Origin of the sequence: Actinomyces naeslundii, from assembly GCF_001956585.1 — a bacterium.
GTDB lineage: Bacteria > Actinomycetota > Actinomycetes > Actinomycetales > Actinomycetaceae > Actinomyces > Actinomyces naeslundii.
Map to the genome: position 1 here is coordinate 1 of NZ_MSRR01000004.1, position 16,606 is coordinate 16,606.

At 69.0% G+C, this 16,606-nt stretch carries 11 protein-coding genes; 4 read left to right on the forward strand and 7 right to left on the reverse strand.

Annotated features, from left to right (window positions below; all coding sequences use genetic code 11):
- Nucleotides 1–1,693: N-acetylmuramoyl-L-alanine amidase (locus BKH33_RS02145; RefSeq protein ID WP_076142491.1), on the reverse strand; the 1,693-nt coding region annotated here is incomplete at its 3' end.
- Nucleotides 1,694–2,101: 408 nt separating this feature from the next.
- On the opposite strand from BKH33_RS02145, the gene rfbB reads away from it, so the two are divergent.
- Complete coding sequence (gene rfbB / locus BKH33_RS02150; protein ID WP_003781643.1) at nucleotides 2,102–3,097, forward strand: dTDP-glucose 4,6-dehydratase; 996 nt, start codon at nucleotides 2,102–2,104, stop codon at nucleotides 3,095–3,097.
- A 111-nt stretch (nucleotides 3,098–3,208) separates the two neighbouring features.
- Here rfbB and BKH33_RS02155 read toward each other — a convergent pair whose 3' ends face one another.
- Complete coding sequence (locus BKH33_RS02155) at nucleotides 3,209–4,147, reverse strand: glycosyltransferase (RefSeq protein ID WP_003781655.1); 939 nt, start codon at nucleotides 4,145–4,147, stop codon at nucleotides 3,209–3,211.
- Nucleotides 4,148–4,277: 130 nt separating this feature from the next.
- Between BKH33_RS02155 and BKH33_RS02160 the strand changes: the two genes are divergently transcribed.
- Both BKH33_RS02160 and BKH33_RS02165 read left to right on the forward strand, forming a co-directional pair.
- Nucleotides 4,278–6,038, forward strand: a complete 1,761-nt coding sequence (locus tag BKH33_RS02160; protein WP_003781649.1) for a DUF6020 family protein — start codon at nucleotides 4,278–4,280, stop codon at nucleotides 6,036–6,038.
- A gap of 10 nt (nucleotides 6,039–6,048) precedes the next feature.
- On the forward strand, nucleotides 6,049–6,333 hold the full coding sequence (locus tag BKH33_RS02165; protein WP_003781645.1) for a putative quinol monooxygenase: 285 nt from the start codon (nucleotides 6,049–6,051) through the stop codon (nucleotides 6,331–6,333).
- Nucleotides 6,334–6,353: 20 nt separating this feature from the next.
- Here the strand turns inward: BKH33_RS02165 and BKH33_RS02170 are convergent, their stop codons facing one another.
- Together BKH33_RS02170 and BKH33_RS02175 are read right to left on the reverse strand one after the other, a co-directional pair.
- Nucleotides 6,354–8,420 (reverse strand): DUF6541 family protein, encoded by a 2,067-nt coding sequence (locus tag BKH33_RS02170; RefSeq protein ID WP_003781661.1) that lies wholly within the window; start codon nucleotides 8,418–8,420, stop codon nucleotides 6,354–6,356.
- Nucleotides 8,421–8,450: 30 nt separating this feature from the next.
- The gene (locus BKH33_RS02175) at nucleotides 8,451–9,755 is read right to left on the reverse strand and encodes a nucleotide sugar dehydrogenase (protein WP_003781632.1); all 1,305 of its coding nucleotides are present in this window, start codon (nucleotides 9,753–9,755) and stop codon (nucleotides 8,451–8,453) included.
- A 258-nt stretch (nucleotides 9,756–10,013) separates the two neighbouring features.
- On the opposite strand from BKH33_RS02175, the gene BKH33_RS02180 reads away from it, so the two are divergent.
- A complete protein-coding gene (locus tag BKH33_RS02180) occupies nucleotides 10,014–11,537 on the forward strand; it encodes an asparagine synthase-related protein (protein WP_003781638.1) in 1,524 nt (507 codons plus the stop codon).
- Between the two features lie 278 nt (nucleotides 11,538–11,815).
- On the opposite strand, the gene BKH33_RS02185 is transcribed toward BKH33_RS02180, so the two are convergent.
- From BKH33_RS02185 to BKH33_RS02195, 3 genes are read right to left on the reverse strand one after another with little or no spacing between them, the layout of a single operon-like run.
- Nucleotides 11,816–13,924, reverse strand: a complete 2,109-nt coding sequence (locus BKH33_RS02185) for a DUF6541 family protein (RefSeq protein ID WP_003782936.1) — start codon at nucleotides 13,922–13,924, stop codon at nucleotides 11,816–11,818.
- Nucleotides 13,921–15,339 (reverse strand): glycosyltransferase, encoded by a 1,419-nt coding sequence (locus tag BKH33_RS02190; protein WP_003782942.1) that lies wholly within the window; start codon nucleotides 15,337–15,339, stop codon nucleotides 13,921–13,923. Before BKH33_RS02190 ends, BKH33_RS02185 begins: the two co-directional genes overlap by 4 nt.
- Nucleotides 15,336–16,490, reverse strand: a complete 1,155-nt coding sequence (locus tag BKH33_RS02195; protein WP_003782931.1) for a glycosyltransferase — start codon at nucleotides 16,488–16,490, stop codon at nucleotides 15,336–15,338. Before BKH33_RS02195 ends, BKH33_RS02190 begins: the two co-directional genes overlap by 4 nt.
- Nucleotides 16,491–16,606: the final 116 nt, after the last annotated feature.

The window sequence follows — 16,606 nt, forward strand, 5'->3', positions numbered from 1 at the left end:
CCGTCAGGATCCCACCACGCAGGGTCACGGCTCCCGGGGCAGTCGACGACGCCGAACTACCGTCGATCTGTGTCTGCGCGATGGTGCGGATGGTGCCGAGCTTGGAGTAGCCGACGTTCCCGGGGCAGGTGGTGTAGCCGACATCCCGGTGCCCCAGGATCCGGGGCATCGAGATGGTGGATCCGGCCTGGTAGCGCTCAGTGGTCCACACGTGCAGGCCCGCACGGCCGTTGGCGTCCGCGATGCCGGCACGCTTGAGGAACCATCCGGCCATCCTTCCCACCGAGCTCAGCTGGGCATCCGAGGGGCTGACGCTGCTGTAGTCACCCATCATGGACAGGCCCATGGTGCCGGTGTTGACGCCACGGGCGTGCGCCCCGACGCTCATCTCACCGGCGGGAGCAGCCACAGAGCCGGAGCGTCCTTCGAAGACGGTGCCGTACTTGTCGATGAGGAAGTTGTAGCCGATGTCGCCCCAGTCGAGGGTGACCGCGTGGTAGTAGTAGATGCCCCGCACGATGGAGGCGGACTGCCCGGCGGAGTAGTTGTTGGTACCGGCAGTGTGGTGGACGACGACGTGGCCGGCGCTCTCGTAGTCGGGGTCCCAGCTCATGTAGGAGGCGTTGGCGCCCCACTCGGCGCGGGTGGTGACCGGCACCGGCAGCCCGTTGGCAGTCGTCCCAGCCGGCACAGCAGCCGGAACTGAGACCGGCACAGTGCTCGGGGACAGACCCGTCGTGGTCGACACCGCAGACGTGGTGAGCGGCGTCGTCAGCTCCGGAGCCGACGGAACAGCCGACCCACCGATACTCCCCGACGTCCCGGCCCGACCGGTTCCGGGCTGCCAGGCGGCTGCCTCCTCGACGACCGGTGTCGGCGCGGCCTCGGTGGTCGAGACGTCACCCGAGTCCAGGACCTCCTCGCCCTGGGGCTGGGAGGGGACGAGGACGAGCTTGAGCCCAGCGGGCAGGGAGCTCCCGACGACGGAGGCCTGGACGGCGTCAGCCCCACCGGTGACGAACTCACCGGTGCCGGCGGTCTCACGGTCGTCGCGACCGGAGTCAGCCGCCTCATTGAGGTACCAGGGAGACCAGGTGCCGTTCTCACGAACGCGCAGGTAGATGCGCACGCCCTCGGGAAGGTCCGCGCCGCCGGCCCAGGTGAAGCCCGCAACGAGGAAGCGGTCGACCTGAAGCGGATCAGTCAGGAGGACGGCGTCGGCCTGCGGGTCGGTCGCAGCGGGCAGGACGGAGGGGACCCGGCCGCCGATCGCCAGTGCCGGGAGCGCCGAGACGCCGTTGCCGCCACCCGAAACACTAGCTCCCTTGGCCGACGGCGTCGACGCCCCCGAACCGTGCGGGGCGTCGTCAGTGGTACCCGCCCCAGCGTCAGGGCGGACGTCATTACTGGCACCCTTCCCAGCATCAGGCCGGGCGTCATCGAGACCCGACTGGGCGATATCGGTGGCCTGACCGCCGGAGGTAGTCAGGTCGAGGATCTGCACCGGGGCGGGACTGTCGGCCTGGCCGGCGGAGCCGGCACCATGACCGGAGCTGCTGCCCGAGCCACCAGGATCACCGACCTCAGGTGCGGCAACGGCCACGGGGACCAGGCCGGACAGAAGGAGCGGGGCCAGAGCGGCCAGCCCGACAGCACGGTAAACGGTGCGGACACGAGGACGAGGGACTTTCATGGGGTTCCTTTGGAGGTGACTGCCAGCCGGCGCCGATCGAGCCTCACCACCGCAGCCGCCGACGCCGATCCCTCGGGTGGCGATATTTAATTTCTGAATAGTTTCCGAGAGATTAATGATAGTTTACTGATAAAAACGGAGACGTCTGACATCAGGTCTTGCTCGCAGCCAGCCGGACCGCGACACGGACCTCATCTTTTCTTGATAGATCAAGGTTCTTCCGAGGCGTTGATGCAACCGTTGCAATCTGATTTCGCCACCGCGGACGAATTGTGCGGCGGGATGCCAACAAAGGACCGATGGGACCGACCCGGGCTCTCGTGGGCTCGAGCGAGCTCCTGTGGCATGATGGCGTCGGCCATGACGGGCGCTCAGCGCCCGCAGTTCCCACATATCGGAGCGAGTTCTATGCACGTCCTCATCACCGGAGGCGCCGGCTTCATCGGCGCCAACTTCGTCCACCAGACCCTGGTGCGTCACCCGGACGCCACCGTCACCGTCCTGGACAAGCTCACCTACGCCGGGAACAAGGGCTCGCTGGCCGACCTGGATGACCGTGTCACGCTGGTCGTCGGGGACATCGCCGACGCCGACGTCGTCGACCCGCTCGTGGCCGAGGCCGACGTCGTCGTCCACTTCGCGGCCGAGTCCCACAACGACAACTCGCTGCGAGACCCCTCCCCCTTCATCCAGACCAACCTCGTAGGCACCTTCACCCTCCTGGAGGCGGCGCGGCGCCACAAGACGCGCTTCCACCACATCTCCACCGACGAGGTCTACGGAGACCTGGAGCTGGACGACCCGGCCAAGTTCGAGCCGATGACTCCCTACAACCCCTCCTCCCCCTACTCCTCGTCCAAGGCCGGCTCCGACCTGCTCGTGCGCGCCTGGGTGCGCTCCTTCGATGTGGAGGCCACGATCTCCAACTGCTCGAACAACTACGGGCCTTACCAGCACATCGAGAAGTTCATCCCGCGCCAGATCACCAACCTCATCGATGGCGTGCGCCCCAAGCTCTACGGCGCCGGCGAGAACGTACGCGACTGGATCCACGTCCTGGACCACAACGACGCCGTGTGGGACATCATCGAGAAGGGCCGCATCGGCGAGACCTACCTCATCGGCGCCGACGGCGAGAAGAACAACAAGGAGGTCGTCGAGCTGATCCTGGAGCTCATGGGCTACGCGCCCGACGACTACGAGCACGTCGCCGACCGTCCCGGCCACGACATGCGCTACGCCATCGACAACTCCAAGCTGGTCGAGGAGCTCGGCTGGGCACCGAAGTTCACCGACTTCCGCTCCGGCCTGCAGGCCACCATCGACTGGTACCGGGACAACGAGGCCTGGTGGCGCCCGCTCAAGGCCGAGGTCGAGGCCAAGTACGCCGCCCAGGGGCAGTAACCGGGCAGCCTCGTCGCCCGACGGCTCATGATGTGTGGGGTCCCTTGCAGGGACCCCGCACTCGTCTCCGACGCCAGCCCCGGAGCGCGGCCCGGATCGTCAGGCAGGCCTCTACGGACGCGAGACGGCCGGGTAGGCGAGGTAGGACAGGCGGGCGGCGTTGGCCCGCGAGTGCCGCAGCCCCGCCTGGATGACCCCTAGCATCATCCACAGGAAACCCAGCGTCACCAGTCCAACGCTCAGGAAGAAGGTGGGGAAGCGGGGAACGTTGCCGAACTCCAGGAAGTGCCCGACGACCGGGACGCCCAGGACGAAGGCGACGACCCAGGTGAGGAACCCCAGGGTGCCGTAGAAGAGGATAGGGCGCTCATCGCGCACAAGACGAGCAATGAGCCCCAGGATCTTGAATCCATCGGAGAAGGTGTTGAGCTTGGACTCCGTGCCGGCGGCGCGCTCCTTGAAGCCGACCGGCACCTCGACCTGGGGCACGCGAAGGGTGGCGGCATGAACCGTCAGCTCGGTCTCGATCTCGAACTCCCGGCTCATGGCGGGGAAGGACTTGACGAACCGGCGCGAGAAGACGCGGTAGCCGGAGAGCATATCGGTGACGTGGGTCCCGAAGACCCGGGACGTCAGGCGGTTGAAGGCCTTGTTACCGGCCTCGTGGCCGGGGCGGTAGGAGCTCTTCTCCTGCACGTCACGGCGAACGCCCAGGACATGGTCGTAGGGCCCCTCCAGGAGGGCCGCGATCATGTCGGGCAGGGCGGCGGCGTCATAGGTGTCATCGCCGTCGATCATGACGTAGATATCGGCCTCGACATCGGCGAAGGCCCGACGGACCACGTTGCCCTTGCCCTTGCGCTCCTCACGGCGAACGATGGCACCGGCGGCGGCCGCGACCTCGGCGGTGCGGTCGGTTGAGCAGTTGTCATAGACGAAGACGCGCATCGTGGGAACGGCCGCCAGGAGGTCGGCGACGACCTTTGCGATCGCGCCCTCCTCGTTGTGGCACGGGACGATCGCTGCGATATCGAGCTTGGAGAGATCCACCTGGTTCCAATCAGGACGAGTGCTGAGTAGGGGCTATTCTAGCGGCACCCGCTGCGAGCCCGGCGATCGTGTGAATGATGCCGGCGCTGAGGCGCTTTCCCATGTGCCCCCGGACTGGAGATCAACGCCCGTGCCACTGTGCCTACCGCCCCTGTTTCGCTCCGCCTCCCGATCCGACCGGTCCGAGGACCTGAAGGAGGGGGGAAACCGTCGTCTGCGGCGTCGGGCAGCGGCCTCGGCTCTCTTCGCGACGGCCTTCACAGCGGTGGACGCCGCCTCACAAGTGGTGGGGCGGGTACAACGGGCCACCGGCCTGCTCCAGGAGGGCTCCCTCAACCCGGTGCGTCTCCTGGTGGCGCTGGTTCTCAGCGGCGCCGCGTGCTGGGGGCTCCTGGCGCTGGTGGATCTGGCCGCGCGGCGCAGGGGCCGCGATTCGCAGGAGGCCGGCGCGCAGCCCGGGGCGGGGTGGAGGGACCGTCGTCGGCTGGCACTGCTGGCGTTCCTGATTCCGCTGATCTGTTGGTCCCTCCTGTACGCACACCTGTGGCCGATGGCCTCGATGAACGACACGGCCTGGATCCTGAGGGATCCGATCGGGGCGGGGGCCCAGCACCCGATCACCTACGGGCTTTCGATCGGGGTCCTGTTCCGTCTGGGACGCCTGGTCGGGGGCGACCTGACCGGTGTCGTGCTGCTGTCGGTGGGGCAGATGCTGCTGTGGGCGGCCTGCGTGAGTGGCGTCGCGGTCTTCCTGGATCGCAAGGGAGCCTCGCACCGAGTGACCGGGCTTCTCATCGCCTACTGCGCGCTCATGCCGCTGGTGGCCGACTACTCCTTCGCCGTGGTCAAGGACGCGGCCTTCTCCCTGTTCACCACCCTGCTCATCCCGGTGCTGCTGGTGGTGCGCGCCAGCGCCGGGCAGGTGCTGCTGAGCAGGCGCGGCATCGCGGTGGTGGTGGCGGCACCGGCGGGGTTCGCACTCATGCGCAACAACGCCCTGCCGGTGGTTCTGGTGATCCTGGCGCTGATAGTGTGGTGGTCGCGAGCGCACCTGCGCCGAGCGCTGGTGGTCAGCGCCGTCACCCTGGTCATCATCGTCGTTCCCACGGCTGCGACGGCACAGTCCCAGCACGCCAAGGAGGCCCTGGGGATCCCACTGCAGATGATCGGCTACACACTGGTCCACGATGCCGACTGCCTGCCACCGGCAAGCCGGCAGGTCTTCGACAACGTCCTGGAGCCCGAGGTCTGGAAGCAGGTCTACCGACCCGCCAGCGTCGACCCGACCAAGGACTCTCCGACCTTCAACAACACCTACCTCGACACGCACCGCGGCCAGTTCCTCTCCGCGTGGGGGCGGGCCCTGGTGGCGTGCCCCCGTCCCTTCGTCACAGGATTCCTCGTGCATACCGCCAACCTGTGGCGCTTCGACGCCGACCCGATCAGCACCGATGGTCAGTCCCGCTTCATCTCGGCGGTCTCGAACTACCCGGCCGGCCGGGACCAGCTGATTCGGGACTACGCCAACGCCGGCGTCGTCAACCACTCGCTCCTGCCGCAGCCGGTGCAGCCGGTGGCAGGCACCGCCGTGCGGGTCATGGAGGCCACGCCGGGTCCAGGAACCTGGATGTGGGTGATGGCACTGAGCGTGGTCGGGTTCATCTACGCCGGGCGGCGAGAGTGGGTGGCGATTTACGCACCCGTGATCCTGCTGTGGGCGACGCTCCTGATCGCGGCGCCCACCGTCACACCGTTCCGCTACATGGTGCCCGTCATCATGGTGGTGCCGATCGGCCTCGCCGTCCTGCTGGGCACCGACCGAGCCACCTGGGAGCCGGCACGGTTGAACAGTGCGCGTTCCCGCAAGAGTCCCAGTCCTGAATCCGTGTGAGGAGAACCCCGTGATCCGTATCATCGCCACGTTCCGTGTCCGTTCCGACGCCGTCAAGGAGTTCCGCGCACTTGCCGGCGAGCTCGTGGAGGGCTCACGGGCCGAGGACGGCAATCTCGCCTACGACCTGTGCGTGGCCAGGGACGACGCCGCCTCTTTCGTCGTGCTCGAGACCTGGCGCGACGACGCCGCGATCGAGGCCCACAACGCCTCAGCGCACTTCACCACCCTCGTGCCTCGGATGGTCGACCTCTGCGCCGAGCCGGCGTCAGTGGTCCAGTACACCGAGGCCTGAACGCAGAACGCCTGGGCCCGTCAGTCGCAGGCGGTGATGCGCCACAAGGAGGCGCTGCCCTCGGAGTCGACGAGCTCGAGCCCCTCGCTGGGAACCTGGGTCAGACGCGAGTCCCAACGCAGGGGGGCGGCACCTGTCACGGAGCCGGAGGCCGTGGCGCCCGAGCTGCTGTAGAAGTAGCGCACGCCCAGCCGGTTGAGGAGTGTGCAGGTCTGGGAGCCCTTCTGCCCCAGGGTGGGCCAGGCAGAGGCGAGGGCGGCCCCCGGGGTTCCCGGTGCAGTCTTGTCACGCGTCGGGTAGACGACGTGGAGACCGCCCAGGGACCACAGGTGGGCGGCCCCTCTCGATGGCGCTCCGAGGACGACCGCGTCGTCGGGCAGCTCGCTCCGCGAGCGCCGAATGAGCGCGATGGAGTCCTTGGTCAGCAGGGTCCCGTACTGGATGCGCTGCGGGTCGTAGACGGAGGCGGCGAGGTTGCGCTCCAGGGGGGTCCTCGCCGCCACCGGCAGGAGCACGAGCGCTACCAGCATGGCGGCCACCGCCCGCTCCGGCCGCACCACGCCGACCCGTGAGGCCGCCCGGTGCAGCACCTCCCACAGTCGTCGTCCGGGCTTCCCGGCACCTGCCTGCACCAGGAGGACGAACGCAGGCAGGATGGCGAGCGGGAGGATCCGGGCCTTCTGGAGGTACCAGGGAGCTCCGAGCTGACGGCCGGCCCACTGGGGTCCTCCCACCAGGACCAGGAGGAGCAGCGCCAGCAGCCACATGATGAGCCAAGGGCGCTGATCTCGCCGCGAGCGTGCCGACCATGCGGCTGCCAGGGTGAGCAGGCCGATCACGATGCCGATGGGCACGGTGGCCCCCGGGACCGCCCCGTACATCGGCAGGTCGATGATCGCCTGCCCCAGGGTTGCCACGGCACCGGCCACTCCCCCGGCAGGACGCCGGTAGCCCAGGACGGAGGCCAGGGAGCCGCGCATGAACCAGGTCCCCGCAGCCAGGACCAGCATGGCGGCGACCGCCACCGCTGCAAGGAGGGCTCGACCGCCCCGTCTGGTGGCGCTGCGACGCCACAGGGAGACGACGGCATCGGCCAGGAAGGGCGGGGTCAGGACGGCGAGGTTGAACAGGCCGGTGCCGTGCGCGGCCACCACGCCGCCGGCCGCGGCCAGGGCGAGGAGGACCAGCACCAGGCGGAGGCGCCGTGAGGCGGTTCCCCGACGCAGCAGGTCGTAGAGCACGAGGACGCCGGGAAGCCCCAGAACGCTCAGGGCGTAGGGCCACACTGCCAGGGACGTCATAGGAAGCAGCGGAAACCCCACCACTGCAGCACTGAGCGCGAGCACCGCAGCGACCGCGCAGGTCTGCTGTCGCCGGCGGGCTCCTTCCGCCTCCGGCTCCCAGGGGGTGTCAAGCCCGGCCGCTCGGGCGAGCAGCCCCAGCAGGCTCAGCGGCCAGGCCACCGCGGTCAGGGCCAGGACCCCCGCGGTGCTGACCGGGACCGGACCGCCCGGCGCCAGAGCCAGAGCCCCGTGCCAGACGGTGGGGTAGTAGACGGCGCGACCGGAGTAGAGGGCGGAGAGTCCCCCCAGCATTGAGGCGTTGCCCCCCTCGCGGATGGCCGCCACCGCGTTGAGGTGGAAGGTGGCGTCGAAGGCCTGGGCGGGGTAGGCGGGTCCGGGAAGGACGGACAGAATCGCCCCTGCCGGCACGACGACGGCCACGATCAGACCACCGGCCAGGATCGTCCGCTCGGCCCAGCCCTGCGGCGCCGTTCGTCGCGCACGCTCCGGCGGTGAGCCGGCGATCAGGCGCGCCATCAGTGCCGAGACGGCCGTCAGGGCAGCGATGACCGCCCACCCCCAGGGGCGCCAGGGCAGCGCAAGGGCGTGGGCGAGAATCTCCGCCGCCCCGATGTTCGCCGAGCCGAGCGCGGGTGCCACAGCCAGCGACGGCAGCGCTCCCAGGTGCGCCGAGCGCCCCACGATCCAGCCGGGCACCAGCAGCAGACCGGCCACGACGAGCGTGGCAGCCGCCAGGGTCCAGCCGGAGTCGCCGACCATCCCCGCTGCCGCGCTCGCGCTCATCCCTGCTGCCGACCTCGGGGCGCCCCTGGGCTACTCGCCTCCGCCGATGGTCAGGCGGGGCACACCGGTCCACTTGGCGGCGTCGGTGGCGCGGCGTCCGTCCAGGAGGAGGCGCAGCCCGGGCAGGTCGGCAGCGGTGAGCTCGCGGTACTCGGGGTGGTCGGCCTGGACGATGGCGACGTCGACCTGCTCCCCCAGGTGGTAGGGGTCCCAGCCGAAGCCGGCCAGCTCGTCGTCGGTGTACATGGGGTCGTGGACGAGGACCTCGGCACCGGCCTCGCGCAGGGCCTCAACCGTGGGGAAGACGCCGGAGAAGGCGGTCTCCTTGACCTTGCCACGGTAGGAGGCGCCCAGCACGACGACGCGCAGGCCCTTCAGCGAGCCGAGGACCTCAGTGGCCCGCCCCACCACGTAGGCGGGCATGGTGGCGTTGAAGGTACGGGCGGTGCGCACCACCGAGGCGTCGGGGTCGGTGGACAGGTACAGGCGCGGGTAGACCGGGATGCAGTGACCGCCCACCGCGATGCCGGGGCGGTGGATGTGGGAGTAGGGCTGGGAGTTGCAGGCCTCGATGACGCGCTCGATGTCGAAGCCGGCCTTGTCCGCGTAGACGGCGAACTGGTTGGCCAGGCCGATATTGACATCGCGATAGGTGGTCTCGGCGAGCTTGGCCATCTCTGCCGCCTCGGCGGTGCCCATGTCCCACACGCCGTTGGGGCGGGGCAGGTCGTCGCGCTCGTCGAAGTCGAGGACGGACTCGTAGAAGGCGATGCCGGCCTGGGTACCGGCCTCGTCCAGGCCGCCCACGAGCTTGGGGTAGCGGCGCAGGTCGGCGAAGACGCGACCGGTGAGGACCCGCTCGGGGCTGAAGACGAGGTGGAAGTCGGTGCCCTCCTTCAAGCCGCTGATCTCCTCGATCATGGGCTTGAAGCGGCCCCGCAGGGTACCCACGGGCAGGGTGGTCTCGTAGGAGATGAGGGTGTTCGGGGTCAGGTGGGCGGCCAGGGAGCGGGTGGCGTCATCCATCCAGGCGAAGTCCGGCTCCCAGGTGGCGTCGTCGACGAACAGCGGCACGACCAGCACGATCGCGTCGGCGTCGGGGATCGCCTCGGCGTAGTCGGTGGTGGCTCGTAGGGCGCCGTTACCGGTGGCGGGACTCAGCGCGGCGAGCTTCTCGGCCAGGTGGGCCTCGCCGGGGAAGGGCTCGGTCCCGGCGTTGACGGCCTCGACGACGGCGGGGTTGACGTCGACCCCAATGACCTCATGGCCCTTGTCTGCGTACTGGACGGCCAGAGGCAGTCCGATCTTGCCCAGGGCGACGACGGCGATGCGCATGCGGGTTGGTCCTTCCGACGGGTCAGGCTGAGACTCAGGTTGATGCTCAGATGGCGGCTCGGTGAGCAGCCCTCCGTATGATACGGCGCTTACCATGACCACATGCACGACTTGGACCACACGGACCACACAGACCGCACGGACACGTCCGTTTCCGAATACCGGCTTCACCTGACGTCTCCGACGTGGACCCACGGGTCCACGAGCACCCGGTCGCCCAATCAGCCGTCAGCGGAGCAGTGCCATCTGTGGCGGCCGTTGGCGCCGAAGGCCGACGATGTTGAGGCCGTACGCCAGCAGCAGCCCGAGCGGCGAGCAGGCGCCTGGACACTCGTTGAGGAGAGCGACGGCGTTCTGCGCCTGACCACGGACCGCACCCGCTCCCACCACCTCGTCTTCACCCGTGCGGGCGGCACCTGGGTCGTCAGCGACGACCCTCAGGAGCTGCGTCGACACGTTCCCACCTGGGTTCGCGACGAGCAGGCCGCCGAGGTCTTCCTGCACGCGGGCTTCACGCCGGGGGCGCGGACGCTGGCCCGTGAGGTGTACGCCACTGCCCCGGGGACCGTCGTGGAGCTGAGGCCCGACGGCACCTGGAGCAGCCGGCCGTGGGAGACTTATCACTACGACCCCGAGCCGGTCACCTCACCGCAGGAGTTCTCCGACGTCCTTCGCACCGCCCTCGACGTCGTCGTCGAGCGTCTTCTTCAGGACACCGGCGATCGTCAACTCCTCGTCCCCCTCTCCGGCGGGCTGGACTCGCGGCTGCTGGCCGTCTGGCTGAAGCGCCACGGCGCCCGCAACGTCGTGGCCTTCACCTACGGGGTGCCGGGCAGCGCCGAGGTCGCCATCTCCCGGGGCGTCGCCGAGGCGCTCAAGATGGACTGGTTCACGGTCGACCTGGACCCCACCGAGGTGGCTCGTACCTGGGCCGGGCCCGACGGCGTCGAGTTCCAGGAACGCACCTGGGGCCTGACCTCTCTTCCGCACGTTCAGGACTGGTACGCCCTGCTCCAGATGCGCCGTCACGCCCTGGTGGATACGGACGCGGTCTTCCTGCCCGGCCACACGATCGTCGGGAACATGCATGACGAGCACCTGCTCGAGAGCCGGCCGTCACGCGAGGACGTGCTCACTGCGATAGCCCGGCACCACTCGCTGCTCCAGGGGGATCACAAGGCATGGCGCCACCTGCCCCTGCTGCGTCGCGCAGTCCTCCAAGGCGCCGAGGAGCTCTCCTTCCCGACCGGCCAGGACGAGATGAACGGAAGCGGGCGCGCCATCCAGGAGCTCCTGGAGTGGGTGAACCTCCAGGAGCGTCAGAGCAAGTACATCAACGGATCGTTCAAGGCATACGAGGCCTTCGGCTACGGCTGGGCGCTACCCATGCTCGACACCGAGATGTGGGGCGCCTGGCTGCGGGGCTCCGAGGAGCTGACCGCGACTCGCGACTGGTACGCGCAGTTCACGGCGGAGGCCTTCGCCGAGGCCACGGGCACCGCCTCGCGGCTCTTCGAGGCGCCGGCCGAGCGGATCCCCGCCGGAGCGCGGCGACTGCTCATGACGGCACTGACCGTCACCGGCACCCGCACGGCCATGTCACGAGCTGTCTCCATGCGCACCAAGCTGCACCATCCCATGGCATTCGAGGCGTTCAACGCCCCCATGCCCCGTTCCGAGCAGATCCTGCGCATGGCTCGTGGGGCCACCTCGACGGGACTGTGGGCACAGCTGTTCCTGGACGGGACCTGGGGCGCTCACCCCGTCGCTCCCATGGGCTAAGAGCTCGTATCGGTCGCTACCCGGACAGCGGGTGGGGCACGGTCCTGATCTGGTCCTGATCGGGAACGCACCTATCGATCGAGAACTGCGCCCTCCCGCAGACAGCTGTGGCCCGGCCGCGGTCGTCTGCGGGAGAGGTACGTTCTCGAGGGAGATCGCAGTCCCCGATGCAGACACCGGGCCGCCCTGTTCGCAGGGATGCCGTTCATAAGCAGCACCCGTCGCCGTCGGCCTCCATAGGTGGTGGCCGACGGCGCCGTCAAAGCGTCAGCAGACCGTCAGCCGTTGCAGACGTCGATGCGCCACAGTGAGGCCGACCCGCCGGAGTCGATGAGGGTGAAACCGTAAGAGGTGTCGACCTTGTAGAGGCCGGGGCGGATCTTGCTGAGCTGGGAGTTGTTGAAGCGGATGTCCTTGTCAGCGTAGAAGTACTTGATCCCGTGATGCTGGAGGATCTCGCACACGTGGGGGTCGGTGTGGATCTGGTTGAAGTACTCGCGCAGATAGATTCCGTCCTCGTCGTCTGCCGCCTGACCGGGGAAGACCCACACGCTGCGCATACCGGTGAGGATGGGGATGTAGCCCGCTCCGGCCACCGGGTCACCGATCACGACGGCGTCATCCGGCAGCTCGTCGGGCAGGCGACGGATCATCGCGAGCTCGGCCTCGTCGGCGATGAAGCGGGTGTCTCCGAGTACCGGCTGGTAGCCCTCGCGCACGTCGGAGGCGATGGCCTGGCTTCCGACCACCATAGCGGGCGTGCACAGGATGACAACGACGACGGCGGCCGCCACCCGGGTCACCATCGAGATCACCGAGTCCGCAAGGCCGGTACGGGCCAAGGCGCCGCGCAGGCCTGAACAGATCCGCGCGGCCACCGGGGCGAGCCACGTGCGCAGGGTGTCCAGGGCGATGACGACGAGGAGCACGGCCAGGACGGCGGTCATCGCCTTGAGCCGGTGAGGGTTGCGGTAGAACAGGCCGGTGATCGATGAGAGCACCGGGATGGGGGCGATGGCGGCCAGGATGAGGGACATGCTGAAGACCCATGCCACCACGAGCTCCCAGGCCCGCCGCCGCCACAGGCAGACCGCGGCACCCAAGAGGCTCAGGATCGTCAAAGGTATCTCAACCCACTCGATGGCCCAGCCGCCGAAGTAGTTCAGAGCGACGGGGATGAGGAGCTTGGTCGCCAGGTTGCTCCAGTCCAGCTCGGTGTACCTGCCGAAGTGGTGCTGCTGGGGACCGGGGAGGTAGACGAAGACGACCACGGCGACCACGGCGAGCAGAGCGCCGATCCACCGGGCCGCAGCCTGACCGCGTCGCTCGGAGCGCCAGCTCCTCACCCCTGAACGCACCGCGTAGCACAGGATGATGCCGAACAGCGGCCACAGGAGCATTGCCGCCGCCGAGGTGTGAATGAGGCAGGATCCGACGAAGAACGGGATGATGGCGCACAAAGCCATGGCTGCACGGCCCAGGGCGCCCCGATGGGATGCGCTCTGGTCGCGGGCGGCCACCACCAGGAGGGTGCGGGCACGGCGCCAGCACTCGATCGACATGGCGATGACCGCGGGGCAGGTAGCCACTGCCATGCAGTAGGGCCACAGCGCGGCACCGTAGGTGAGCCGCCAGGGGAACACCGGAGCCAGAAGCGAGGCGGCCAGCGCCAGGTAGGGGGCCTGACGGACCTTCGGCAGCGCAGTGCGGGCCAGATAGACCAGTCCGAGGTACCACACGAGCGCCACCGCCAGCAGCAGGACATTGTTGGCGATGAGCGTCTCTCGCCAGCTCCACGCTCCCAGGCTGGCGACCTGGTGCCACACGATCGGGTAGAAGCCCGCGTGACTCGTCAGCCCGAACATGCCGGCGTTCGGGTTGAACATCGAGGCGTAGTCCTCACGCTCGATGATGGCGACCTGCATGTAGTGGTAGAGGGCGTCACCACTCTGGGAGACGGCATTCGGCGGGATCGTGAGGATGACGGGCAGGGCAGTGAAGGCCCAGAACCCCAGCACCGTCAGGAAGAGCCGGCGCTCGGCGCGTCCGCCGTCGGTGCGCATGGTCATGCCCTCTCGCTGATCCTCGGGCATGAGGAGGATCCCCGGGTCCCAGCGGTCGATGAGACGCTTCATCGTGTGCGCGGCAAGAGCCAGGATCGCGGTCGTCACCATCACGGGGATCCAGCCCCAGGGCTTGCCGACGGCCGCCTGGAAGAGCCCGTCGACAGTCAGGATGAGAGCGCTGACGGTCGGAGCCAGGGCGACGGGCCGGATCCCTCTCATCCCGGCGGCACGCAGCACGACCCACCCGACTCCGAAGAGCGCCGACAGAAGCAGGACAGCGGTCGGCAGGGTGTTGAACCAGTCGACCAGGCTGTTGGTCACCAACGTTGTTCCTCACTCACTCGACGTACGTCGTCGACCTCGTCGACCTCGTTGTGCTCGCCGCCCTCGGCAACGACCTCCTGCACGATACTTGCTGCGGACTCACCCGTTGCGCGCAGCGAGCGGTGGTCCTCGACCCAGTCGTGGAAGCGCTGTGCTGTCGCGGCGCGGGCGCCGGAGGCGGTTTCGGCCTCGTAGACATCCAGCGCCGCACGCATGGCCTCGGCGACCGCAGCAGCATCGTGCTCGGCCGCCCATCCCAGGTCGAAGTCGCGCACATCCGAGGCCACCGGCCCGTTACCGGCGAAGAGCACCGGCGTTCCGCATCCCAGGGCGGAGAGAACCTTGGTGGGGTAGGCGAAGTCGTAGCCCTGCCCCGGTTTGATCGACACCAGGGCCGCCACGGCGCCCCGCTGCCACACGGCGGCCTCGGCCGCCGGGACCGCCGGGTGCATGATGACGGCGGGAGCGCCGTCGACCCCCGCGGGCAGCTGGGAGGCCGCCTGGGTGATCTCCTGCCAGGCCGACCCCCGTCCCAGGAAGAGAAGCTGGGCGCTGGGGTGGGTGCGGCGCACCTGGGCCAGGGCATGGACGAAGACGTCGGCGCCCTGCCACTCCGAAGCCGTTCCGGCGTAGACGAAGTACGGTCCGCTCAGCCCGATCTCCGCGCGAGCCTGCTCTGAGGCGGACGGGCCGTGGGCATCGAAGACGGCGGTGTCGATCCCATTGGGCACGACTCGTATCCGCTGCGCCCAGGCGTCGTCGTCCTCCGCGGCGTTCACGAGCTCGGCCACGGACCGGGCGACGCCGTCGTTCACGGCGATGACGCGGGCGGCCCCGCCGACGGCGAAGGCCTCAAGCCTTCTGACGGCCTTGACCACGATGTCCGCGGCACCGGTGGAGGCAGCCGCCGCCGACCACACGTCCGCCGCGTACCACACGTAGGGGATCCGACGCACGGCCGTCACCACCCGGACAACGGCTCCGGTTGTCGGGGGCGGCTCAACGAGGACCGCCTCCGGCCGAGGCGCCGTCAGCAGCCTCAGAGCCAGGGGCAGATCGAAGGAGAGATAGGGCACGTAACCGCGCAGGTAGCCCGAGGAGTCCCGCAGAACCGGCCAGCGGGAGACCTGGACCCCGGCGGGATCGGGGTCGCCCTGCGGCGCGTCGGCCGGGGCGCGGCTGGTGAGGACCCGCACGGGCACCCCGTCGGCCACGAGCGCCTGCTCCACGCTGTCGAGCCGGAAGGACGCAGCAGCCGCCTCCGGCAGGTGGATGCGGGTTGCCACCAGGACCCCGCCTCGCCGGCTCGAACGGGCGCGCCGTCGTGATGCCACCGCTCCCGCCAGCGCAGCCGCCGCGCCACCGACGGCCAGAGCACCAAGAGACGCCCGGAAGATGCCTCGTGCACTCATCGGGTTCCTCCTGCTCGCAGCGTACGGGCCCGGGGGAGCTCACCGGCCCGAACCGCCTGCATGTCGTCGGCGACCACGCGAGCCCGGCTGAGCCACGTGTGCTCCTCGCGTGCTCCTTGGGCCCGGTGAGCGGCCTGGGCGATCTCATGGGGCTGTTCAAGAAGCCGACGCAGCAACTCGGCGAGCTCGCTCGCGTCGTAGGGGAGGGTCCAGCCGGCGTCGGCGGCGCCCACGACCTCGGCGGCAAGGGTCCCCTGAGAGGCGATGACCGGCTTCCCACGTCCGAGGTACTCATAGAGCTTGACCGGGGAGGCGAACTCCCGATACGGGTCCGGCTCGACGAACAGGACACAGGCGTCCGCGCGCTCGTAGAGGGCAGTCAGCTCCTCCCCGGAACGGTGAACGACGTCGATCCGGCCGCCGGCCGCCTCCACCATGGCGGCGTACTGGTCGCCGGCCGACTCCCACTGGTCAGGACGGGTGCAGATGGTCAGGCTGGCACCGGGGACGTCAACGACGGCACGAAGGCACTCCTGGAGCCGGTAGTGACCGCCCAGCCCGCCGATGTAGAGCAGGTGGAGTCCGCCGTCGGCCCGGGATGAGGGGGCCTCGTCGACGATCTCGCAGCCCGGAGGCAACGGGGCCATCCGGTCCTCGGGGAACCCGGGGACGTAGGCGCCCATACGCGCCGACGGCAGGTAGAGGCGGTCGATGTAACGGGCGTACCAGGCCAGGTCGTAGCGGTAGACGCATCCCATGGCCGCCGCCATCGCGGTCCCGACTCGTTCGCGGTAGTCGGGGAAGGCCCAGTAGATGTCCCGGTAGAACAGGGACGTGGGCACGCCATGGCGGTGCATCAGGCGCATGAGCGCCGGATCCACGAAGGGGTGGGGCGGCAGGTGACGCGGCTCGGTCAGCATGGTGGGGATGGTCGCGCACTCGGAGTAGAGGAACTCAATACGCTCCCCGCCCTGGAGGCGGTCCCTCAGGGCGCGCAGGCGACGGGAGCGCTCTCGCGCCGAGCCGGTGACGTCCAGAACGGTGTAACCGAGCTCCCGGAAGGCATCAAGCATACGTACGGGGCGAATACCGGAAGCCGACGACGCCTCCCGATCCAGGGGAAAGGGGGCGTGGTAGACGATCGCAGCCATACGGTGCCTCGCCTCCTTTTGGGGGTATCTCAGGGACCAGGCGCGACCGCACCAGGCAGGCAGATTCAAGTGCGCATGATAGTACCATCGGCTGATCACAGTTATGACACGACGTC

Excerpts from the sequence above, each read along its gene's own strand:
- rfbB (WP_003781643.1), top strand. The coding sequence starts at position 2,102 with ATGCACGTCCTCATCACCGGAGGCGCCGGCTTCATCGGCGCCAACTTC.
- BKH33_RS02170 (WP_003781661.1), bottom strand. The coding sequence starts at position 8,420 with ATGAGCGCGAGCGCGGCAGCGGGGATGGTCGGCGACTCCGGCTGGACC.
- BKH33_RS02175 (WP_003781632.1), bottom strand. The coding sequence starts at position 9,755 with ATGCGCATCGCCGTCGTCGCCCTGGGCAAGATCGGACTGCCTCTGGCC.
- BKH33_RS02190 (WP_003782942.1), bottom strand. The coding sequence starts at position 15,339 with ATGAGTGCACGAGGCATCTTCCGGGCGTCTCTTGGTGCTCTGGCCGTC.
- BKH33_RS02195 (WP_003782931.1), bottom strand. The coding sequence starts at position 16,490 with ATGGCTGCGATCGTCTACCACGCCCCCTTTCCCCTGGATCGGGAGGCG.